Genomic DNA, 21378 nt, shown 5'->3' on the forward strand with positions numbered 1-21378 from the left:
CGTGGAACTGACCACCATCTGGTTTCTCCTCGTCGCCGTGCTGTTCACCGGGTACTTCATCCTGGAGGGCTTCGACTTCGGCGTCGGCATGCTGCTGCCCGTCCTCGGCCGCGACGACCGCGAGCGCCGCGTCCTGATCAACACCATCGGGCCGGTCTGGGACGGCAACGAAGTCTGGCTGATCACCGCCGGTGGCGCCATGTTCGCCGCGTTCCCGGAGTGGTACGCCACCCTCTTCTCCGGTTTCTACCTGCCGCTGCTGCTGATCCTGCTGGCCCTGATCGCGCGCGGGGTGGCCTTCGAATACCGGCACAAGCGCCCGGAGGCATCCTGGAAGCGCCGCTGGGACACCGCGATCGTGGTCGGTTCGCTGCTGCCGGCGATCCTGTGGGGCATCGTCTTCGCCAACATCCTGCGCGGCGTGCCGCTGGACGCCGACCACGAGTACGTCGGTGGCCTGCTGAACCTGCTCAACCCGTACGCCCTGCTCGGTGGCGCGACCACCCTCGCGCTGTTTCTCACCCACGGCGCGGTGTTCCTCGCCCTGAAGACCACCGGTGACATCCGCGAACGCGCGGGCGCCCTCGCCGTGCGCCTGGGCGCCGGCGCCGCGGTGCTCGCGGTCGCCTTCCTGACCTGGACGCTGAGCATCCGCTCCAGCACGGCGGCCGTCGTGCTCGCCGTCGGCGCGGCCCTCGCCCTGCTCGGTGCGCTGGCCGCCGCCCGGGTACGCCGGGAGGGCTGGGCGTTCACCGGCACCGCCGTGGCGATCGGCCTGGCCGTGGCGACCCTGTTCGCGGCGTTGTTCCCGAACGTGCTGCCGTCCACGCTGGACGCGACCGGCACGCTGACGGCCACCAACGCCGCCTCCACCCCGTACACCCTGAAGATCATGACCTGGGTGGCGGTGATCTTCACCCCGGTCGTGCTCGCGTACCAGGGGTGGACGTACTGGGTGTTCCGCAAGCGGATCGGCGTGGCCAACATCCCGCAGCACTGACCGACGGGGCGCTCCGACTGCCTGATCCCGTCCCGGCGGACATCAATCGACCCGGGCCGGACGGGACAGTCGGCAGGCCGGCCTCGTACCCGCCAGGAAATCGGAGGTCAGCGGATGTCCGCGCCGCTAGGGTGTGCCGATGCCCGACCCCGTGCACGTTCGTGAACTCACCGCCGACGACCTCGACGCCGCCTGGGAGTTGGGCCGGTTCGCGTTCGGCTCCGACCCGCAACGCCCCCCGCACGCCACCGTCGCGGTGCCCGGCCTGACCCGCTACGGCGCGTTCGACGACGCCGGTCGGCTCGTCGGCCGGGCCGTCGACCGGCACCACGAGCAGTGGTGGGCAGGTCGGGCGGTGCCCGCCGCCGACGTGGCCGGGGTGGCGGTGGCACCCGAGGCCCGCAGCCGGGGCGTGGCCCGTGCCATGCTCACCGCACTGCTGCGCGGCGCTCGCGAGCGCGGGGCGGCGGTCAGCGCGCTCTACCCGACCGTCGCCGCCCCGTACCGGGCCTGCGGGTGGGAGGTCGCCGGGGTGCTGCGCACCCTCGACCTGGCCACCGCCACGCTGCCCCGGCACCAGCCGAACCCCCGACTCACCGTGCGGGCCGGCACGCCCGCCGACCTGCCCGCCGTCGCCGACCTCTACGAGCGGGTCACCCGGCACCGCAATGGCATGCTGACCCGCCGGGGTGAGCTGTTCGATTTCTTCGCCGCCGACGGCCTGCCCGCAGACGGTCTCACCCTCGTCGAGGACGACGGCGACCTGGTGGGCTACGCCACCTGGCAGCGGGGCCGGGGCTACGGCGCCGACTCGGTGCTCACCGTCGACGAGGCCCTGGCCGTCACCGCCGACGCCGCCCGGGAACTCGTCGGGGTGCTCGGCAGTTGGGCCAGCGTCGCGCCGACCCTGCGGCTGTGCCCGCTCGACGGCGACGCCGTCAGCCCGCACCTGCCGCTGGAGTCGGCCCGCGACCACGGGCGGGACCTGTGGATGCACCGACCGGTCGACGTCGCCCGCGCGGTGGGCGCGCGCGGGTGGCCCGCCCACGCCCGGGGCGTCGTCGACTTCGGCCTCACCGACGCGCTCGCCGAGTGGAACACCGGCACCTGGCGGTTGGCCGTCGCCGACGGTGCTGCCGAGCTGACCCGGGTCAGCGGCGAGGTCGATCTGCGGCTGGACGTCCGCGGCTTCGCCCTGCTCTACGCCGGGGCGGCCGGCGCCCGGTCGGTGGCGCAGACCGGGTTGCTGCACCACAGCCCGGGTGCCGACCCGACCGCGCTCGACCTGCTGGGCGCCGGCGGTCCGGCGCAGCTGCTCGACTACTTCTGACCGGCGTCCTCCCGGGTGCCGGTGGATTCGCGCAGCTCGGGCAACGCCCGCAACGGGAGGCGCCCAGGCGGCCGGCCCCAGCCCGCTGGGCGCCGACCGCCTGGTGACGCGTCACGGTCAGTCCGGGATCGCCGCCAGTTCGGCCTTGGCGCGGTCAGGCCGGGATCACCGCCAGCTCGGCGTTGGCGCGGTGGGTGACGAGGGTGAGCACCCGTGCTGCCGTGCTGGCCTCGTCGGTGGGGATGTCCGCGTACAGCCGGGCGCTGAGCTCCGCGACGGCGGCGACGACGCCGCGCTGCGTGGCGTGACCGGTGTCGGTGAGCGCCACCCGCGGCTCGTCCCCGCCGGCCGGGCCGTCGACCTGCGCGAGGCCGGCGTCGACGAGTTGGTCGATCACCTGGTGCACGGTCGGCTCGTCGACCTTGAGGGTGCTGGTGACCCGCTGCGTGAGGTGTGCGGCCTCGACCGGACCCTGGGCGAGGACGTTGAGGGCGAGCAGCTGGTTGAACGTGACGCCGAGGGGTCGAGTGGCCCGTTCGAGCAGGGCCCGGGTGGCGTAGTGGGCCAGGCCGATGACCTGCCCGTTGAGGGTGGGGACAGTGGACATGGAACCTCCTTCAAAATGTTGGCCGTGCCAACGTTGGAGCCGCCAACGTAACACCTGATTGTGGGTCGCGCCAACGATTACTGGTAGGCTGCGCCAATGGATTCCGCGGCCCCGCAGTCACCCGCCGGGCTGCGCACCACCCCGACCTGGCTGCTCAACCAGACCGCCAGCCACGCCACCCGCCTGCTCACCGAGGGCTTCGCCGCGCACGACCTGCGCGGCTACCACTACCGGCTGCTCGCCGCGCTCGCCGAGGACGGCCCGGCCAGTCAGGCCGACCTCGGCCGCCGCTGCGGCATCGACCGCAGCGACGTCGTCGCGGCCATCAACGACCTGGCCGGCCGAGGGCTCGTCGTACGCGCCCCCGACCCGGCCGATCGCCGCCGCAACGTCATCAGCGTCACCGACGCCGGCGCCGCCGAGGCCCGCAGGCTGGGCCACACCCTCGACCGCGTCCAACGCGACCTGCTCGCCCCGCTGTCAACCACCGAGCGAGAGCAGCTGACCCGACTGCTCACCCGGCTGCTGGAACACCACAGCCGGCCCTGACCCGCCTCAGCGTGCCTCGCGCAGCTCCGCCAGCCGGGCCTCGATCTCGGCCAGCTCCGCACGCAGCTTCTCCGCCTGCTGCTCAGCCTCGGCCCGCTCGGTGCCGAGGATCTGCTCCACCGCCTCCTGCACCCCCGGCACGTCGACCAGGGCCACCATCTTCAACGCCTCCGCGGGCTTCACCACGTACGGCTTCGCGAGGGCCTTGCTGCCCTGCTGCGCGGCGACGGTCCACTCACCGTCGGCGTACGCCAGGGTCACCGTCAGCCCCGCCGGGCCCTTCGGCTTGACGGCCTTGACCGCCCGCCGCGCCGGCGGCTTCTCCGTCTGCTCCACCTTCGGCTCCTCCTGTCGCTGCGCGGGCACCCGCGGCGTGTCCAACACGAACTCCGGCGCCGCCGGCGCAGGCTCCGGCTCCGGCTCCGGTTTCGGCTCCACCACCCGACGCGTCACGCCCTTGGGCGCCACGGCCAGGTCGGCGGGGGAGAACGGCAACTCGTCGCGGCCGAAGCGCACCACCACGAACTCGTCGGACACCTCGGGGTCGGTCAGCTCGATCACCTGACCGACCTGACCGGCGATCTGCCCCGCCGACGCGGTGAACACCACCCGCGGTTTACGCCCGGCCGCCAACGCCTCCCGGATGCTCTGGACCTCGCTAGTGGACAAACCCTGGCCGGCATCCATCACAACCCTCTTCCGTACACCTGTTTGATTGCTGTCTTGATACCAGCCGGCTGCGACACCCGCCGCACGGGGCTCACGCCCACTCAGCCGCCCAACGCCCGCAGCGCCCGGTCCGCGTGGTCGTTCATGCTGACCTCGCTGTGGATCACCTCGACGACCCGCCGGTCGACGCCGATCACGAACGTCATCCGCCTCATGCTCAACGGCCCCAACGGCACCCGCCGCTTCACCCCGAACTGCTGCGCCACCACACCGTCGGCGTCCGACAGCAGCGGATAGTCAAAGTTGTGCAGCTTCGAGAACTCGGCCTGCTTGGCCACCGGGTCCCGGCTGATGCCCACCCGCGACGCGCCCAGCGCCGTGAACTCCGCCGCGAGGTCCCGGAAATGGCAGCTCTCCGCCGTGCACCCCCGGGTCATCGCCGCCGGGTAGAAGAACAGCACCACCGGCCCGGTCGCCAGGAACTCCGACAGCCGCCGGGGCGTGCCCGTCTCATCCGGCAGCTCGAAATCCCGCACCTCGTCGCCGACACCCACACCCGCCACCGCGCACCTCCGTTGTCCGATCGAACGCGCGGTGAGCGTAAGCGATCACGCCCAGAGCGCCGCCACCTCGTCCACCATCGCCGCGGCCTGGGCCCACCCGGCCCGCGCCGCGCCGGCCCGCCGCGCCGGATCCAACACGTTGCGGCCGATCGCCGTGCGCGCCGCCGCGTCCGGCGTCACCACCACCACCCGCGCCCCGGCCGCCCGCAACCCGTCGACCTGCGCCGACAGTCGGGGCATCGGACCGAACGCCGCCGACGTCGGCGCGAGCACCAGCACCCGCCGCGCACCCGCCGCCAGGTCCGCGTTCACCGACGAGCGCATCCCACCGTCGACGTAGCGGCGCTCGCCGACCGTCACCGGCGGCCACACCCCGGGCACCGCGCAGCTCGCGCCCACCGCGTCCACCAGGGACACCCCACTGTCCCTGTCGAACACCACGAACTCACCGGACGACGCGTCCACCGCCGTGACCAGCAACCGCCGCTGCGGCCACTCCGGGGCCGGCAGACGGGCCTCGATCACCGCGCGCTGCGACGCCTCCGACGGAGTACGCGCCGCGACCGCCATCGCCCCGATCCGCGCCCGTGCCCGCGCCGCGTCCCGGGTACGCCCACCGGCCCAGACCAGCCGCGCCACCGCCGCGAAGCCCAACCGCGCCGCCACCCCGCTCGACGGCGGCGCCAACTGCTCCTCGTAGAACCGCTGCACGGGCAACCCGGAACACACAAGCGCGCCGACCACCGAACCCGCCGACGTGCCCACCACCAGCTCCGCCTCGGTGACCGCCACACCCCGCTCGACCAGCCCCGCCAGCAGCCCCAACTCCCAGGCCACCCCCGTCACCCCGCCACCGCCGAGCACCAACGCCCGGTGCATGTGACCCTCCTCTCGACGACCGACCCGCGCCGGTCACGGTAGCGTCGGCGCAGCCCTTGCGCAGACCCTGGGAGGCACCGTGGCACCCGTCACCGTCATCACCGGCGGCGGCCGGGGCATCGGCGCGGCCACCGCCCGCCGGCTCGCCGCCGCCGGCCACCACGTCGCCCTGTGCTACCGCCGCGACGAAGCCGCCGCCGCCGCCGTCCTGGCCGACCTGCGGGCCGCCGGCGCACCGGCCATCGCGGTACGCGCCGACACCACCGACCCCGACCAGGTCAACGCGCTGTTCGACGCCGCCGCCCAGCTCGGCCCGCTCACCGGCCTGGTCAACAACGCCGGCGTCACCAGCCCGATCGGGCCCTTCACCGAGCTACGCGTCGACGACCTGCGCCGGGTCGTCGACGTCAACCTCGTCGGCTACGTCCTCTGCGCCCAGCAGGCCGCCCGCCGGCTGACCGACGGCGGCGCGATCGTCAACGTCTCGTCGGCCGCCGCGACCCTCGGCAGCCCGGGGGAGTACGTGCACTACGCCGCCGTGAAGGCCGCCACCGACACCCTCACCGTCGGCCTGGCCAAGGAACTCGCCCCCAAGGGCATCCGGGTCAACGCCGTCGCACCCGGCATCGTGCGCACCGACATCCACGCCGACTCCGGCGTACCCGACCGCGCCGACACCGCCGCCGGTCGCATCCCGCTGGGCCGCGCCGGCGAACCCGACGAGATCGCCGCCGCCATCGCCTGGCTGCTCAGCCCGGACGCCTCGTACACCACCGGCACGGTCCTACGGGTCTCCGGCGGTCTCTGACCTCACGTGCGAAGGCAGAGACCGCCGGACCCGGTTCTCAGTGCGTGAACAGCTTCGCCGCCGTGATGACGGTCTGCACCACCCCGTAGCCGAGCAGCGCCGCCACCACCAACCAGGAGATCCACAACCGGGCCTGCTGCCCGGATCGGCTGTCGTCGCTCATCGCGTGGCACTCCTCTCCGTCATCGTGTCCTCATCCACGCCGCCCTGCGATGACGGTTCGTGGTAGCGCTGCGGCACCGGCCGCACCAGCAGGTTCGCCACGAAGCCCACGGCCAGCACGCCCACCATCGTGAACAGCGCCGGCCGGTACGCCGCCGCCGTCAACGAACCCGGCTCGCCCTGCGCGTCGAGGAACCCGTTGACGATCAGCGGACCCGCGATCCCCGCGGCCGACCAGGCGGTCAGCAGCCGGCCGTGGATCGCACCGACCTGGAACGTGCCGAACAGGTCCCGCAGGTACGCCGGCACCGTGGCGAACCCGCCGCCGTAGAACGACAGGATCACGCAGGCCAACAACACGAACAGCGCCGTCGCGGTCTGCCCGACCAGGGCCAGCAGCGCGTACAGCACCATGCCGACCCCCAGGTACACCAGGTAGATCGGCTTGCGGCCGATGACGTCCGAGGTGGACGACCACACGAACCGGCCCGCCATGTTGAACAGCGACAGCAGCCCCACGAACCCGCCGGCCGCCGCCACCGACACCGCCGACGTGCCGTTGTCCCGGAAGAAGTCCTGGATCATCGGACTGGCCTGCTCCAGGATGCCGATACCCGCTGTCACGTTGCAGAACAACACCACCCACAGCAGCCAGAACGAGCGGGTCTTCACCGCGTTCGCCGCCGACACGTTCGCCGTGGTGACAAGCGGTTTCGCCGCCACGCTCGCCGGGTCGAAGCCGGCCGGGCGCCAGCCCTCCGCCGGCACCCGCACGTTCGCCACCCCGAACATCATGATCACGAAGTAGCCCAGGCCGAGCGTCACGAACAACCACACCAGGGCGCTGCCCGACGCCGTCGAGCCCGCGTTGGCCGGGTCGTAGCCGGGGTCGAAGAACGACAACAGTTGCCGGGACAGGGGAGAGGCGACCATCGCCCCACCACCGAACCCCATGATCGCCAACCCGGTGGCCAGGCCCGGCCGATCCGGGAACCACTTGATCAACGTGGAGACGGGGGAGATGTAACCGATGCCCAGACCGATGCCACCGAGCAACCCGTAGCCCAGATACAACAACCACAGCTGCTCCGTGGCGATACCCAGGGAACCCACCAGGAAGCCCGCCGCCCAGAAACAGGCCGAGACGAACATCGCCTTACGCGGCCCGTTCGCCTCCACCCAGGTCCCGGCGATCGCGGCGGACAACCCCAACATCACGATCGCGATGCTGAAGATCACCCCGATCGCGGTCTGACTGGTGTCGAAGTGGGCGATCAGCGAGTTCTTGTAGACGCTTGTGGCATAGACCTGACCGATGCAGAGATGAATGGCCAACGCCGCCGGGGGGATGAGCCACCGGCTGTAGCCGGGCGGCGCGACGGTGTGCCGACGATCGAGTGCGGAAAGCATGGGCTGCTTCCTCTCCGGAGCGGACGAGAAACCTCCCGCACAACGTGCCCCCACCAGTGAGCAGCGGCAAACCTCGTCGTCGCTGGACGGTCGCTACGCTGAGCTGAGCGGTCAATCAGTGACCCGCCGCGGCACGCGGCCCTCCACACACGCCGCCGCCGGCGGCACGTCACGTGCCGGCACGCTGTTCACGCCGCGTGCCGGCCCCCGGCGCACCGGGGCTCAGACGGCGACCGCCGCCTCGGCGACCTGCTCGGCGTCGGGACGCAGTTGCGGGGTGGCGAGAGAGATGACCACATTGGCGATCGCGAACACGGCGGCAATCAACAGCCCTCGGTGGAACCCGTCGACCAGGGCCTGTTGCTGACCGGCCCCACGCCCCAGCGCGTCGGTGACGTGCGTGATCGACAACGTGGTGACGATGGCCAGCCCCAGGGCCCCGCCGACCTGGTACACGGCGGTCACCACACCGGACGCCGCGCCGGCCTCATGGTGTTCCACGTCGGAGATCGCGGAGATCTGGGCGGGCACGCCCAACGTGGTGATGCCCAGACCGAACAGCAGCAGACCGGGCAGCAGCTCACTGGCGTAGGAGCCGGTGGCGCCGGCTCCACCCAGCAACAGCAGACCGACCACGCTGAGCAGCGCGCCGATGACCTGCAGGGTGCGGGTGCCGAGCCGGTGCACCAGTTGGGTGGCGATCGCGGCGCCGGCGATGGCCGTCGCGCCCATCGGCAGGAACTGCAGGCCGGCGGTCAGCGGCGAGGCACCGCGTACCTGTTGCAGGTAGAGCGCGGTGAGGAAGAACATCGACAGGAACGCCGCGCCGTTGAGCGCCAACGCCCCACTGGAGACACTCAGCGCCCGGGAGCTGAACAGTCGCAGCGGCACCAGCGGCGCGGCGGAGCGCGCCTCGACACCGACGAAGACGACAGGCAGGGTCACACCGCCGATGAGGGCCTGCCCACGATTCCCTGGCCCTGCTCGACAAGGCGGGCTTCCCACCCGATCAGGCCACCGAGATCGGCAGCCAGGCACTCTGCTCGCTGGTGACCCTCGTCGCCACCGAACCCGGCGCCACGGAAAGCACCGACCCCGGCACCCGCGACGACGCCATCCGCGCCAAGCGGGCCGCGCTGCACGCACTCTCCCCACAGCGATACCCGCACGTCATCGCCGCCGCCGACGCGCTCACCCTCTGCGCCGACCGGGACACCTACTACGAACTGGGCATCGACTTCGCCGTCGCCGGCATCCGCGGCATCCGCCCCGAGGCCCGCACCACCGGGTAACCGGAACCGGACCGCCGCGACACCACTACCCCAGGTCCGGAATGTGCCAACCACCGGCCAGCGCGTCGGCGTCCGCCGGACCCCAACTGCCCTTGTCGTACGACTGCACCGCCGCCGGCAGATCCAGAATCGGCTCGACGATGCGCCACTCCTGCTCAATCGTCTCCGCCCGCGCGAAACGCAGGTGCTGCCCGTCCATCGCGTCGTCGAGCAACCGCTCGTACGCCTCCTGGCGACGACCGAGCGCCGCACCGAAGTCGACGGACAGATCCACCGGGCGACTCGCCACCTCGGCACCCGGGCTCTTCGCCTGGATCGACATCGTGATGCCGTCACCACGGCCCAACCGGAACCGCAGCAGGTTCGCCACTGTCGCCGTGCCCCGCTCGGCCGGGATCAGCGACCGCTGCGGCTGCTTGAACTCGACAACGACCTCCGTCGCCGTCCCCGGCAGGGACTTACCGGTCCGCAGATAGAACGGCACACCCGCCCAACGGGGGGAGTCGACAGTCAACCGGGTGGCCACGAACGTCTCCGTGTTCGACTCCGCCGCGACACCCCGCTCGTCCCGGTAGCCGGCGTACTGCCCCCGCACCGTGGACTCCGGCGACAGCGGCGCGATCTGCCGCAGCACCGTCACCTCGGCCTCGCGGAACGCGGCGGTGTCGTCGCCGTCGGGCGCCTCCATCGCGATCAGCGCGACGACCTGCAGGATGTGGTTCTGCAACACGTCCCGGGTGGCGCCCACCGTGTCATAGAAACCAGCGCGGCCCTGCGTGCCGAAACCCTCAGCCAGGGTGACCTGGATGTTGTCGATGTGCTGGTTGTTCCACAGCGGCTCGAACAACCGGTTGGCGAACCGGAAGGCGTACAGGCCCTCGACGGCCTCCTTGCCCAGGTAGTGGTCGATGCGGAACACCCGCTCCTGGTCGAAGGCCCCACGCAGCGTGCGATCCAGCTCACGGGACGACTCCAGGTCACGCCCGAACGGCTTCTCCACGATGACCCGACCCCGATCGGCCAGACCGGACGCCGCGAGACCCTCGACGACGGCACCGAACACCGCCGGCGGAATCGCCAGGTAGAAGACCGGCCGCTCGGCGCCCCGCAGACGCTCGGCCAGCCGCTGATACGTGACCGGGTCCGCGTAGTCACCGGAGATCATCGAAAGGTTGTTCGCCAGCCGGTCGAAGGTCTCGTCGTCGACCTCGTCGTTGGCCTCGGCGACCGACTTGCGGGCCATCGTGACAAGCTGCTGATCATCCCAGGGGGAGCGGGCCACTCCGATCACCGGGACGTCGAGGCGGTCGCGCCGGGTCAACTCGTACAGCGCCGGGAACAGCTTCTTCGAGACGAGGTCACCGGTGACGCCGAACAGCACTACCGCATCTGAGCGCATGTGCATGGCACTTCCATTCGATCATGTAATCCTGATCTTCCGAACGGAGAACCGCGCGACCCGCTCCCGGAATTCCCCCGCGAGCGGCGCACGTGAGGTCGGCGACAGCGACGGCGCTTACCTTGAAGAAGGGTTACAGCCCAGACGACGGTTTGCAGCCCAGGTGTGACGCGGGTAACGCCCAGCCCGACCTGATCGAATAGCTTCGATCATCATAAGGCGGGAAACCCCTCCGCTCCACCCCTGCGCCGGCGCCGCACCCACCACCGACCCTAGAGAAGCCTTCCACGGTACGGATGAGTTGCGGAACGGGATGCCGCACGCGTCGATCGACACGTCGTAGCTCGCACTGGTCCACGGCTGCACCGCGCGTGCCGCCGTTGGCGGCATCGTCACCGGGGGAGCAGGCAGCGCGTCGGCCCGGAGCGCACCACTGTAGACATCGCACACCGTCCACGCATCTCCGTTTGTAGGCTGGTGCCGCGTTTCCTGCCCGCGACTCCAAGCGAGGACCTCTGCCATGAACCTGGCGTTCGACCGATCAGCGGGAACCGGCCCAGAGGTGGTGTGCCTGCCCATGTTCGGCATGAGCCGCGTCGCCATGGCCGCCTGCTTCAGCTCCGCCTTCGCGGGCGCCGACCTGCGGGAGACCTACCTGGACCTGCCCGGCCACGGTGACACCCCGGCCAACTGCGCACCCACGTCCCAGGCGGTGCTGGACACCGTGTGCGGGTGGCTCGACGACCGCGTCGACGCACCGGTCCTGCTGGCGGGTGCCTCCTACGGCGCGTACCTGGCCGCTGGCATCGCACGCCAACGACCCGAACTCGTCCGCGGCCTGCTCCTCGTCTGTCCCGGCGTCACCATCGCCCGCGAGACGCGGGACCTGCCCGACGAGCCACCGCTCGACGCGTCCACGGGCTGGCTCGACGACGCGCCCGCCGCCCTGCACGAGCATTTCGACGCGGCCCTGGGCCAGCGCACCCCAGCCGTCGTCGCGACGGTGCTCGCGGCACTGGACTCCGGCGGCCCCGGCGACGCGACGTTCCTGCAGAGGCTGCAGTCCGGCCCGGACTACGCACTGCCCGACGAGAACGCCGAGGTCGTCTTCGACGGCCCGGTCACCGTGCTCACCGGCCGCCAGGACCGCGTCGTCGGCTACGCCGACCAGTTCCGCGCCATGCGCCGTTATCCCCGCGGCACCTTCACAGTGATCGACGCGGCCGGACACTACCTACCGTTCGAACAGCCCACTGTGCTGCGAGCGCTGGCCCAGGAGTGGCTGCGCCAGCAACACCTTCGATAATGCACATTATGTAAAGTAAGGTGTTTTGGCGGTCCCCTCACGGTCACCCCGGCAGGGGTCAGTCGCGCGTCAGGCCGGGCGGACACGCGTCCTCATCCGGACCGACGAGGCGCGCGTTGACCAGCGGGTTGCGCCGCAGGGCCGCGAGCACGGCGCCGCTGGCACCGACGCCGGTCCACGCGTCGTCCCACAGGGCGGAGACGAACCAGGAGCGATCCGCTGGAAAGAACAGGTCGGGCAGCGCTCCGTCGCCGCGCATGTGACCAAACCGCCAGGTGAGGGCCTGCTCCGGCCCGGCCTCGACCAACACGTAGGGCCAGCCCCAGTAGAGGGACACCCTCGGAGCGCGCGGGAAGACGACGTCGTGGGCACCGGTGTCGAGAAAACCAAGCCACCAGGGCTGATCCACTGTGCAGCTGACCAGTTCGTCAATCACCGCGTGTTCGTGGGTGTCGACTTCGACATGGTCGGGCGGGTAGAAGGTGCCGTACACCTGGAACACCGGCGGGATCGCGGTGGTGATCGACAGGCCCTGGGTGGTGTGCCCGGGGAGCCAATCGACATCGCTGGCCGTGCCGATCCGCCAGCGCCGCCCGTCCTTGCTGACGTGCGTGGGCTCCGTCCGGATCCCCGCGTCGCCGCCGGCGACGGTTGGCGACGCGTGTGGAGCCAACCCCGGTCGGCCGGCGGCCCGCCACCGATGCCCTGCAGCGCAGGCCAGATCAGTCGGAGCGTCCCGGTACGCAATGGGTGTTCCGGGCCGACCACAGGTGGGACAGGCGGCGGGCGACGTCATGCCGCGCACGATACGTGCTTCCCGATCAGCTTCAGCCGCGCTCGTGGCGGGACGGCCGTGCTGAGCCGCTGTGACGGGCCGCCCGAGTTGTGGCGCAGGTGGCACTGAGCGCCTGTCGAGCTGCCCCACGTACGGGGCAGGAAGATGTTCGGTTCCGGAACCGCCTACCGACCGTCACCGCCTGCCCCACGAGTGGGGCAGCTCGACAGGCACTCACCAGCACAGTCGGTTCCGCCGCCGGGTGGGTCCTCTCCCCTCGCTTTCCGCCCCACTTCCCGGAAACCCGAAAATGCTGCATAATATCCCTTATGCATGACAAACAGGACGAATCGCTCGGGGTGCTGATCGAGGAGTTCCTGACCGCCCGAGCCACCCGCAAGCCCTCCCCGCACACCCTGGCGGCGTACCGGCGGGACCTGCGCACGGTGGGCGACCTGATCATCGAGGACGCCACCACTCCCCTCCCCCTCGACGAACTGTCGATCACCGACCTCTCCCCCCGGGTGATGCGCGCGGCGTTCGCCCGCTTCGCCGCGCCCCGAGCGCCCGCGTCGGTGCACCGCGCCTGGTCCACCTGGAACAGTTTCTTCACGTTCCTGGTCGCCGAGGGGGTGCTGGCGGGCAACCCGATGCCGGCGGTCGGCCGGCCCCGGGCGCTACTCCCCCAGCCGAAACCGTTGCGCGGTACGGACACCCCCGAGGTGCTGCTCGCGTCGGTTGCCCGCGACGACGGTCGGCAGCGCGACCCGTGGCCGGAGCGCGACGTCGCGGTGCTCGCGGTGGCGTTGTGCGCCGGGCTGCGCCTGTCGGAGTTGCTGGCGCTGCGGGTCAGCTCGCTCGCGGGTCGGCCGGGCGAGCGGCGCATCGAGGTGACGGGCAAGGGCGGGCGGCCCCGGGTGGTGCCGATCGAGGCCGATCTGGACCGGGTGGTGGCTAACTACCTGGACAGTCGGCGGCGGCGCTTCGGGGCGCGGTCGGTGCGCCCCGACTCGGCGTTGCTCGTGGATCGCCAGGGTGAGCCGCTGCGCCGGGGTGGGCTGCAGTATCTGGTGGAGTCGTGTTATCGGCGGGCGGGCATCGGGGACCGGGTGCCGCGGGGGGCGCGGTTGCACGCGCTGCGGCACACGTTCGCGACCCGGCTGGCCGAGGACGGGGCGAGTGCCGCGGAGATCATGCGGTTGCTGGGGCACGCGTCGTTGGCGTCGTCGCAGACGTACATCGAGGTGACGGCCGTGCAGCAGCGCGACGCGGTGCGGGCCAACCGCACCAACCGGGTGTTGGCGTCGCTGGTGGCGACGGACCGGGGCTGAGCGCGCGGCTTCACGCGGCTGTCACCGGGCGTGCCGCAGCGCCCAGTCGAGGGCGTGGTCGGCGACCTGCTGCCAGCCGTGCTGGGCGGGCAGCAGGTGGGCGTACCCCTCGAAGAGCTCGACCTCGCCCTCCAGGCCCGGGTAGGTGGGGGTGAGCACCGCGACGGCGGTGGTTTCCAACCTACGCATTCTCGGCCGGGTGGCCGACGGGTTCAGCCGAGGTCGACGAGCAGGGGGCGGTGGTCGGAGATGGTGGACGCGGGCGCGGTGACGGCCCGTACCGGTGGGAGCTGGTCCAGGGCGTGCCGGTCGGCGAGGATGTGGTCGAGTTGGACGCGGGGCTGCCCGGCGGGGTAGGTGGGGCGGCGGCCCAGGGGGTGCCAGCCGGAGATGAGCCGGGCGGGGCCGGCGGGCAGGTTGAGGTCGCCGAGCAGGACGCGGGGGCCGGGTAGCGCGCGCAGGGCGCGGACGGTCTGGCGCAGTTGGCGGGCGTTCCAGCCGGGCACGAAGGACAGGTGGGTCGCGGCGACGGTGAGGGGGCCGTGGGGGGTGTCCAGGACGGCGGCGAGCACGACGCGGGGTTCGTCGTGCAGCAGGATGAGCCCGCCGCGGGGGCCGGGCACGTAGACCGGGGAGCGTACGGGGGCGGGTTTGAGGCGGGTGATGTGCCAGCTGCGGACGGGGTGTCGGCTGATCAGGCTGATGCCGTAGCAGGGTTCGCCGTGTCCGTCGTCGTCGTGGCGCAGTGGTCGGAAGTGTTCGCCGGGGGTGCCGACGACGGCGGCGGCGAAGCGGTGCTGCGGTGCGTCGAGGGCGTGGGCGGCGATGGTGGTGAGGTCGAGTTTGCCGCTGCGGTGTTGGTCGCGGTCGACCTCCTGCAGGGCGAGCACGTCGGCGTCGAGGGCGCTGATGGCGGCGGTGAGTCGGTCGGAGTTGACGAGCCCGTCGGTCAGGGATCGTCCGTGCAGCAGGTTGAAGGTGGCCAGGCGCACTTCTGCACCATACGTCCCCGTGGCATGGTTGCCCGATGGTGAAGGTGTTGCTGTGTTCCGTGCTGGTGTTCGTGGCGGTTGGCGCGTTGGGGGTGTGGTTGCGGCGTTCTCGGGGTCGCTGACCGGGTGAGGCTGGCCACTCGGGTGGCGCTGGGGGCGGTGGTAGTCGGGAGAATTGCCGCCCGTGGACGCCGTATCGCTGAGTACTCTGCTGGCCGCCGCCGCGATGGCTGGGTGGGTCGATGCCGTGGTTGGTGGTGGTGGGTTGTTGTTGCTGCCGGCGTTGCTGGTGGCCGCTCCGGGGTTGCCGGTGGCCACCGCGTTGGGCACGAACAAGTTGGCCGCGATCTTCGGTACGACCACGGCGGCGGCGACGTACGCCCGGCGGACGGAGGTCGACTGGCGGGTGGTGGTGCCGTCGGCGGGGCTGGCGGTGGTGAGTGCGGGCGTGGGTGCGGCGTTGGCCGGGGCGGTGCCGGCGTCGGCGTACCGGCCGGTGGTGTTGGTTGTGCTGGTGGCGGTGGCGGTGTTCGTGCTGCTGCGTCCCCGGATGGGGGTGGTGGCGGTGCCGGCGAAGCGGACGCCGGTGCGGGTGGGCGTGGTGGTCGCGGTGGCCGGTGTGGGCATCGCCCTGTACGACGGGTTGATCGGTCCGGGCACCGGCACGTTCCTGGTGTTGGCGTTCACGGCGTTGGTGGGCGCGGACTTCGTGCACGGCTCGGCGATGGCGAAGGTCGTCAACGCGGGGACGAACCTGGGTGCGCTTGTGGTGTTCGGGGTGACCGGGCACGTGTGGTGGTTGTTGGGTGCGGGCATGGCGGTGTGCAACATCGCCGGGGCGGTGCTGGGGGCGCGGATGGCGTTGCGCCGGGGGTCGGGTTTCGTGCGGGTGGTGTTGCTGGTGGTGGTGGTGGCGTTGGTCGCGAAGCTCGGCCATGACCAGTGGGTGGCCCGCTGATGGGAGTGCGGGCCGAGCACGATCGTGCGGCGCTGGCGCGGTTGTTGGGGCGTGACCCGGTGTTGCACGTCTACCAGTTGGGTGATCTGGTGCGCCTGTGCGAGCGGGTGGGTTTCGCCCGGGTCGCCGACTACGACGAGTGGACGTTGACGGCGTCAGCCGCGGCGGCTGGGTGAGTCGAAGCGGCCGGCGCGGATCTCGCGCAGGGCGCGGCGGCGGGTGTCGCCGCGCAGGGTGTCGACGTAGAGGGTGCCGCGCAGGTGGTCGGTTTCGTGTTGCAGGGCGCGGGCGAGGAATCCGCTGCCGGCGATGGTGAGGGGCTCACCGTGGTGGTCGACGCCGTGGGCGGTGGCGTGCAGGGCCCGTTGGGTGGGGAAGTACAGCCCGGGGATGGACAGGCAGCCCTCGTCGTCGTCCTGGAGTTCGTCGGAGAGCTCCAGGGTGGGGTTGATGAGGTGGCCGCGGTGCCCGTCGGCGTCGTAGACGAAGACCTGGGCGCTGACGCCGATCTGGGGTGCGGCGACGCCGGCGCGGCCGGGGGCGCCGAGCAGGGTGTCCATCAGGTCGGTGACGAGGGCCCGTAGTGCGGCGTCGAAGGTGGCGACCGGTTCGGATTCGGTGCGCAGGACGGGGTCGCCGATGATCCGGATGGGCCGCATGGTCATGGGGTGAGTTTATCGCCGGTCCGGGTGGGTGCCGTGTCCGGCCAGGGTGGCGCGGATCGGGGCGGTTTTCGCGGCGGCTTCGGCGACTTCGGCGTGTGCGTCGCTGTCCCAGGTGATGCCGCCGCCGGCCCAGGTGTGCAGGAGTTCGCCGTCGGCGGCGGCGGTGCGGATGGTCAGGCCGAGGTCGACGTGGCCGGGGGTGACCCAGCCGAGTGCGCCCATGCTGGCGCCGCGGCCGACGGGTTCGTGGGTGTTGATCTGGGTGAGGGCGGCGTGTTTGGGTGCGCCGGTGACGGAGCCGCCGGGGCAGGTGGCGCGGAGGAGGTCGGCGAGGCCGAGGCCGTCGGCGGGGGTGGCGCGGACTGTGGACTCGGCCTGCCACAGGTCGCACCAGCGGCGGACGGTGAACAGGTCGTCGACGGTGACGGTGCCGGTGCGGGCGATGCGGGCGAGGTCGTTGCGTTCCAGGTCGACGATCATGATGTGTTCGGCGCGTTCCTTGGCGCTGGCGAGCAGTTCGGCGCGGCCGGTGGGGGTGGCCGGGCGGGTGCCTTTGATGGGTCGGGTGATGAGGTGCCCGTCGGTGACCTCGATGAGGGTTTCCGGGGAGGCGCAGCCGATGGCCCAGCCGTCGCCGGTGAGGACGCCGCCGTAGCGGGCGCCGGGGAGGGCGCTGAGGCGGCTCAGGGCGGGCAGGGGGTCGCCGGTGTATCGGGCGGCGGCGTGTCCGACGAGGTTGGTCTGGTAGACGTCGCCGCGGCCGATGGCGGCGCGGACCGCGTCGACGGCGTCGGCGTGTTGGCGGGGGGTCCAGCTTTCGGTCCACGGGCCGAGCCACCAGGGGGTGGGTGGGACGGGTGGGGTGGCTCGGGTGGGGCCGTGGTCGTAGACGACGACGGTGAGGTCGGGCAGGGTGGGCGCGGGCTCGGGGGCGGTGGTGGGCGCGCCGGCCAGGTGCGCGCCGGCGGCGGCGGAGAGGTAGAGCGCGGCGCCGCACGTGCCGGTGTGGTGGTGGGCGGGGGTGGGGCGGGTCAGGTCGTGCAGGGGCAGGTCGTGCGCGGCGAGGAACTCCTCGGCGAGGGCGGCGGGGTCGCCGCCGTCGCGGCGGTGCCATTGCAGGCGGGCGCGTTCGGTGAGCGCGTTGCGGCAGGCGGCCGGTGCCGCGGGTACATCGACAAGCACCTGTGGGAGCGTTTCCACGCCGTATGGTCCGACCTTCCTCATCCGTTCAGTGGATTTCCCGTGCGCCAGACCGGCACCTGGTCGATGCTGGACACTTTCGCTTGGTACTGTGCGTCACTGGTCATGTGAACCATGACACAGTGCCCCCACAGTCCGGAGACCCTGATGTGCCAGCACCAACCGACCTGCCCCTCCGCTGAAGCCACCGACCGGGAAGCCGCGCGAGTCCTCGCCTGCTTCCGTGAGCAGGGCTGGAGCCTGCTCTGCAACGGTGTGATCGTTTTCGAGGACACCGGCGAGTTGCTTCCCGACGGCAGCAGCATCGCCCCGCACCGCGGTCCCGCCCGCCACGCCCTCGCGGCCTGATCGACCACCCAGCGTCACCGAATAGCCGCCGTCGGCCAGGCTAGTCCCCCGGTCGGGGACGTCCTCGCCCAGGCCGTAGCGGCTGCCGGGGCGGCCCACACCGCCCGCCCCGGCTCGCCCGTCGTCAGTCCTCGAACGCCTCCGGCGACGGGCACGAGCAGACCAGGTTCCGGTCGCCGTACGCGCCGTCGACGCGACGCACCGGCGGCCAGTACTTCCCGGCCCGGTCCACCCCGGCCGGGTACGCGCCCACCGACCGCGGGTACGGGTGGGCCCAGTCGTCACCGCTGACCATCGCCGCGGTGTGCGGCGCGTTCGCGAGGGGGTTGTCCCCCGCCGGCCACTGCCCCGAACCCACCTGCTCGATCTCCGCGCGGATGGCGATCATCGCGTCGCAGAACCGGTCCAGCTCGGCCAGGTCCTCGCTCTCGGTCGGCTCGACCATCAGCGTCCCCGCGACCGGGAACGACATCGTCGGCGCGTGGAAGCCGTAGTCGATCAGCCGCTTCGCCACGTCGTCGACGCTCACCCCGGTCGCCTTCGTCAGCGGTCGCAGGTCGAGGATGCACTCGTGCGCCACCAGGCCCTTGTTGCCGGCGTACAGCACCGGGAAGTGCCCGCGCAGGCGTGCCGCCACGTAGTTCGCGGCGAGGACCGCCACACCGGTCGCCCGGGTCAGCCCCTCGGCGCCCATCATCCGCAGGTACGCCCACGGGATCGGCAGGATGCCCGCCGACCCGTACTTCGCCGCCGAGATCGCCGGCGTGGAGTCCGCGTGCGCGCCCAGCGGGTCACCCGGCAGGAACGGCGCCAGGTGCGCCCGCACCGCCACCGGACCCACACCGGGGCCACCCCCGCCGTGCGGGATGCAGAACGTCTTGTGCAGGTTGAGGTGTGACACGTCCGCGCCGAACCTGCCCGGCTTCGCGAACCCGACCAGGGCGTTGAGGTTCGCCCCGTCGACGTACACCTGACCACCGGCGTCGTGGACCTTCGCGCACAGCGACGCGATGCCCGTCTCGTACACCCCGTGCGTCGACGGGTACGTCACCATGATCCCGGCGAGCGCGTCCCGATGCTTGTCGATCTTCGCGTCCAGGTCGACGAGGTCGACGTTGCCGTCCTCGTCGCAGGCCACCACGACGACCCGCATGCCGGCCATCACCGCCGACGCCGCGTTCGTGCCGTGCGCCGACGACGGGATCAGGCACACGTCGCGGTGCGACTCACCGCGCGACGCGTGGTAGGAGCGGATCGCCAGCAACCCGGCCAGCTCACCCTGCGACCCGGCGTTGGGTTGCACGCTGACCGCGTCGTAGCCGGTCACCTCGGCCAGCCACGACTCCAGCTGACCGATCATCTCCCGGTACCCGGCGGTCTGCGCGTCCGGCGCGAACGGGTGGATGTGCGCGAACTCCGCCCAGCTGACCGGCTCCATCTCCGTTGTCGCGTTCAGCTTCATCGTGCACGACCCGAGGGGGATCATGCCCCGGTCCAGGGCGTAGTCGAAGTCCGACAGCCGCCGCAGGTAGCGCAGCATCGCCGTCTCCGAGTGGTGGCTGCGGAACACCGGGTGGGTGAGGAAGTCACTGTCGCGCGCCAGGTCGGCGGGCAGGGCCGTGTCGACGGCCCCGTCGAACGCGGGCACCCCGAACGCCGCCCACACCCGCGCCAGGTGCGCGTCGGTCGTCGTCTCGTCGCAGGACACCCCCACCCGGTCGGCGTCGACCAGCCGCAGGTTCACCCCGTCGGCGGCGGCCGCCGCGACGACCTGCCCAGCCCGGCCCGGCACTGCCGCGGTGACGGTGTCGAAGAACGCGACGTCCGCGACGTCCACGCCGCCGGCGCGCAGCCCGGCCGCGAGCCGCGCCGCCATGGCATGGGTACGCGCCGCGATGTCCCGCAACCCGTCCGGGCCGTGGTAGACGGCGTACATGCCGGCCATCACCGCCAGCAGCACCTGCGCGGTGCAGATGTTGCTTGTCGCCTTCTCCCGCCGGATGTGCTGCTCGCGGGTCTGCAACGCCAACCGGTAGGCCGGGTTGCCGTCCGCGTCGCGTGACACCCCGACCAGGCGCCCGGGCAGCATCCGCTCCAGGCCCGCGCGCACCGCCAGGTACCCGGCGTGCGGCCCACCGAAGCCCATGGGTACGCCGAAGCGTTGGGTGGTGCCGGCGGCGATGTCCGCGCCGATCTCCCCCGGCGCCCGCAGCAGTGTCAACGCCAGCAGGTCCGCCGCGACGGTCACCAGGGCCCCGACGGCGTGCGCGGCCTCGACGAGGCGGGTGTGGTCACGGACCGCCCCGGACGCGCCCGGGTACTGCAGGTGCAGGCCGAAGAACTCCGCCGGCAGCTCGTCGCGCTCGACGTCGACGACCCGCACGTCGATGCCGAGCGGCTCGGCCCGACTGGTGATCACCGCGATGGTCTGCGGCAACGCGTCGGCGTCGACGACGTACACCCGGCTCTTGCTCTTGGAGGCCCGCCGCGCCAGGGTCATCGCCTCCGCGGCGGCGGTGCCCTCGTCGAGCATGGAGGCGTTCGCGGTGGCCAGGCCGGTCAGGTCGGTGACCATCGTCTGGAAGTTCAGCAGCGCCTCCAGGCGGCCCTGGCTGATCTCCGGCTGGTACGGCGTGTACGCCGTGTACCAGGCCGGGTCCTCCAGGACGTTGCGGCGGATCACCGCCGGGGTGTGCGTGCCGTGGTACCCCAGCCCGATCATGGAAACGGCGACGGTGTTGCGTGCCGCGAGGGCCCGCAACTCGGCGATCGCCTCGGCCTCGGTGGCCGCCTGCGGCAGGTCGAGGGTGCCGTGCCAGCGGATCACCTCGGGGATCGCGGCGTCCATCAGCTCGTCGATCGAGCCGTGCCCGACGACCTCCAACATCCGACGCTCATCGTCGGGGCCGGGACCGATGTGACGGGTGGCGAACTGCTCTACGGTCATGGGGGCACTCCCGGGGCGAGGTCGACGTGTCGGCCTCCCCCTCTGTCGCACCCCGCAGGGGGGTGCTCCACAGTGCCTGCCCACGAGGTCCTTTTGCCTGAGAGGTTCCGGGGAGGATTTGCCCCTTCGGCGCCGCCCTGCCGTGCTGGCGGGCGGTCTCTCCCACGTGGGTGTTACCGGCATGGTCA

General features: G+C 71.9%; 24 protein-coding genes and 1 riboswitch. Of the genes, 10 read left to right on the plus strand and 14 right to left on the minus strand.

Annotated elements, in window-relative coordinates:
• Position 1: 1 nt before the first annotated feature.
• Positions 2–1000, plus strand: coding sequence for a cytochrome d ubiquinol oxidase subunit II (cydB, locus tag ABZU25_RS24935; RefSeq protein ID WP_355031786.1), 999 nt, complete (start codon positions 2–4; stop codon positions 998–1000).
• Positions 1001–1139: 139 nt separating this feature from the next.
• A complete protein-coding gene (locus ABZU25_RS24940) occupies positions 1140–2330 on the plus strand; it encodes a GNAT family N-acetyltransferase (protein ID WP_355031787.1) in 1191 nt (396 codons plus the stop codon).
• Between the two features lie 154 nt (positions 2331–2484).
• On the opposite strand, the gene ABZU25_RS24945 is transcribed toward ABZU25_RS24940, so the two are convergent.
• A complete protein-coding gene (locus tag ABZU25_RS24945) occupies positions 2485–2937 on the minus strand; it encodes a MarR family winged helix-turn-helix transcriptional regulator (protein WP_355031788.1) in 453 nt (150 codons plus the stop codon).
• 96 nt (positions 2938–3033) lie between these two features.
• On the opposite strand from ABZU25_RS24945, the gene ABZU25_RS24950 reads away from it, so the two are divergent.
• A complete protein-coding gene (locus tag ABZU25_RS24950) occupies positions 3034–3486 on the plus strand; it encodes a MarR family winged helix-turn-helix transcriptional regulator (RefSeq protein ID WP_355031789.1) in 453 nt (150 codons plus the stop codon).
• A gap of 6 nt (positions 3487–3492) precedes the next feature.
• On the opposite strand, the gene ABZU25_RS24955 is transcribed toward ABZU25_RS24950, so the two are convergent.
• The 3 genes from ABZU25_RS24955 to ABZU25_RS24965 all read right to left on the minus strand — a co-directional run bounded on the left by ABZU25_RS24955 (position 3493) and on the right by ABZU25_RS24965 (position 5597).
• On the minus strand, positions 3493–4173 hold the full coding sequence (locus tag ABZU25_RS24955; protein WP_355031790.1) for a hypothetical protein: 681 nt from the start codon (positions 4171–4173) through the stop codon (positions 3493–3495).
• 83 nt (positions 4174–4256) lie between these two features.
• The gene (locus ABZU25_RS24960; protein WP_355031791.1) at positions 4257–4718 is read right to left on the minus strand and encodes a peroxiredoxin; all 462 of its coding nucleotides are present in this window, start codon (positions 4716–4718) and stop codon (positions 4257–4259) included.
• A 45-nt stretch (positions 4719–4763) separates the two neighbouring features.
• Positions 4764–5597, minus strand: coding sequence for a patatin-like phospholipase family protein (locus ABZU25_RS24965; RefSeq protein ID WP_355031792.1), 834 nt, complete (start codon positions 5595–5597; stop codon positions 4764–4766).
• A 79-nt stretch (positions 5598–5676) separates the two neighbouring features.
• On the opposite strand from ABZU25_RS24965, the gene ABZU25_RS24970 reads away from it, so the two are divergent.
• A complete protein-coding gene (locus tag ABZU25_RS24970; RefSeq protein ID WP_355031793.1) occupies positions 5677–6405 on the plus strand; it encodes an SDR family oxidoreductase in 729 nt (242 codons plus the stop codon).
• 37 nt (positions 6406–6442) lie between these two features.
• On the opposite strand, the gene ABZU25_RS24975 is transcribed toward ABZU25_RS24970, so the two are convergent.
• From ABZU25_RS24975 to ABZU25_RS24985, 3 genes are all read right to left on the minus strand, one after another.
• The gene (locus tag ABZU25_RS24975) at positions 6443–6568 is read right to left on the minus strand and encodes a hypothetical protein (protein ID WP_354973036.1); all 126 of its coding nucleotides are present in this window, start codon (positions 6566–6568) and stop codon (positions 6443–6445) included.
• Complete coding sequence (locus ABZU25_RS24980) at positions 6565–7977, minus strand: OFA family MFS transporter (RefSeq protein WP_355031794.1); 1413 nt, start codon at positions 7975–7977, stop codon at positions 6565–6567. The genes ABZU25_RS24975 and ABZU25_RS24980 overlap by 4 nt, the downstream gene beginning before the upstream one ends.
• Positions 7978–8199: 222 nt before the next feature.
• On the minus strand, positions 8200–8922 hold the full coding sequence (locus tag ABZU25_RS24985; protein WP_355031795.1) for an MFS transporter: 723 nt from the start codon (positions 8920–8922) through the stop codon (positions 8200–8202).
• Positions 8923–9026: 104 nt separating this feature from the next.
• On the opposite strand from ABZU25_RS24985, the gene ABZU25_RS24990 reads away from it, so the two are divergent.
• Positions 9027–9269 carry a hypothetical protein gene (locus ABZU25_RS24990; RefSeq protein ID WP_355031796.1) on the plus strand — a complete coding sequence of 81 codons (243 nt, stop codon included), beginning with the start codon at positions 9027–9029 and terminating at the stop codon, positions 9267–9269.
• Positions 9270–9294: 25 nt separating this feature from the next.
• Here the strand turns inward: ABZU25_RS24990 and zwf are convergent, their stop codons facing one another.
• Positions 9295–10674: a glucose-6-phosphate dehydrogenase gene (gene zwf / locus ABZU25_RS24995; RefSeq protein ID WP_355031797.1), complete on the minus strand. Its 1380-nt coding sequence runs from the start codon at positions 10672–10674 to the stop codon at positions 9295–9297.
• Positions 10675–11188: 514 nt separating this feature from the next.
• Here zwf and ABZU25_RS25000 point away from each other — a divergent pair.
• Positions 11189–11974, plus strand: coding sequence for an alpha/beta hydrolase (locus ABZU25_RS25000; protein WP_355031798.1), 786 nt, complete (start codon positions 11189–11191; stop codon positions 11972–11974).
• Between the two features lie 58 nt (positions 11975–12032).
• On the opposite strand, the gene ABZU25_RS25005 is transcribed toward ABZU25_RS25000, so the two are convergent.
• Complete coding sequence (locus ABZU25_RS25005) at positions 12033–12647, minus strand: hypothetical protein (RefSeq protein ID WP_355031799.1); 615 nt, start codon at positions 12645–12647, stop codon at positions 12033–12035.
• A gap of 431 nt (positions 12648–13078) precedes the next feature.
• Between ABZU25_RS25005 and ABZU25_RS25010 the strand changes: the two genes are divergently transcribed.
• Positions 13079–14080, plus strand: coding sequence for a tyrosine-type recombinase/integrase (locus ABZU25_RS25010; protein ID WP_355031800.1), 1002 nt, complete (start codon positions 13079–13081; stop codon positions 14078–14080).
• A gap of 21 nt (positions 14081–14101) precedes the next feature.
• On the opposite strand, the gene ABZU25_RS25015 is transcribed toward ABZU25_RS25010, so the two are convergent.
• Both ABZU25_RS25015 and ABZU25_RS25020 read right to left on the minus strand, forming a co-directional pair.
• Entirely contained in the window at positions 14102–14260 is a 159-nt protein-coding gene (locus ABZU25_RS25015; protein ID WP_355031801.1) for a hypothetical protein, read from the minus strand.
• A gap of 32 nt (positions 14261–14292) precedes the next feature.
• Positions 14293–15072, minus strand: coding sequence for an endonuclease/exonuclease/phosphatase family protein (locus ABZU25_RS25020; protein WP_355031802.1), 780 nt, complete (start codon positions 15070–15072; stop codon positions 14293–14295).
• A gap of 184 nt (positions 15073–15256) precedes the next feature.
• On the opposite strand from ABZU25_RS25020, the gene ABZU25_RS25025 reads away from it, so the two are divergent.
• Both ABZU25_RS25025 and ABZU25_RS25030 read left to right on the plus strand, forming a co-directional pair.
• Positions 15257–16030, plus strand: coding sequence for a TSUP family transporter (locus ABZU25_RS25025; RefSeq protein ID WP_355031803.1), 774 nt, complete (start codon positions 15257–15259; stop codon positions 16028–16030).
• On the plus strand, positions 16030–16206 hold the full coding sequence (locus ABZU25_RS25030; RefSeq protein ID WP_355031804.1) for a hypothetical protein: 177 nt from the start codon (positions 16030–16032) through the stop codon (positions 16204–16206). Before ABZU25_RS25025 ends, ABZU25_RS25030 begins: the two co-directional genes overlap by 1 nt.
• Here the strand turns inward: ABZU25_RS25030 and ABZU25_RS25035 are convergent.
• Positions 16186–16695 (minus strand): peptide deformylase, encoded by a 510-nt coding sequence (locus ABZU25_RS25035; protein WP_355031805.1) that lies wholly within the window; start codon positions 16693–16695, stop codon positions 16186–16188. The genes ABZU25_RS25030 and ABZU25_RS25035 overlap by 21 nt on opposite strands.
• Before the next feature lie 9 nt (positions 16696–16704).
• Positions 16705–17946: a chorismate-binding protein gene (locus tag ABZU25_RS25040; RefSeq protein WP_355031835.1), complete on the minus strand. Its 1242-nt coding sequence runs from the start codon at positions 17944–17946 to the stop codon at positions 16705–16707.
• 96 nt (positions 17947–18042) lie between these two features.
• Between ABZU25_RS25040 and ABZU25_RS25045 the strand changes: the two genes are divergently transcribed.
• Positions 18043–18243, plus strand: a complete 201-nt coding sequence (locus ABZU25_RS25045; protein ID WP_137780771.1) for a DUF5999 family protein — start codon at positions 18043–18045, stop codon at positions 18241–18243.
• A gap of 124 nt (positions 18244–18367) precedes the next feature.
• Here ABZU25_RS25045 and gcvP read toward each other — a convergent pair whose 3' ends face one another.
• Positions 18368–21190 carry an aminomethyl-transferring glycine dehydrogenase gene (gene gcvP, locus ABZU25_RS25050; protein ID WP_355031806.1) on the minus strand — a complete coding sequence of 941 codons (2823 nt, stop codon included), beginning with the start codon at positions 21188–21190 and terminating at the stop codon, positions 18368–18370.
• Between the two features lie 75 nt (positions 21191–21265).
• A riboswitch (glycine riboswitch) is annotated at positions 21266–21365 on the minus strand.
• Positions 21366–21378 lie beyond the last annotated feature (13 nt).

Source organism: Micromonospora sp. NPDC005215 (genome assembly GCF_040607915.1).
Classification (GTDB): domain Bacteria; phylum Actinomycetota; class Actinomycetes; order Mycobacteriales; family Micromonosporaceae; genus Micromonospora.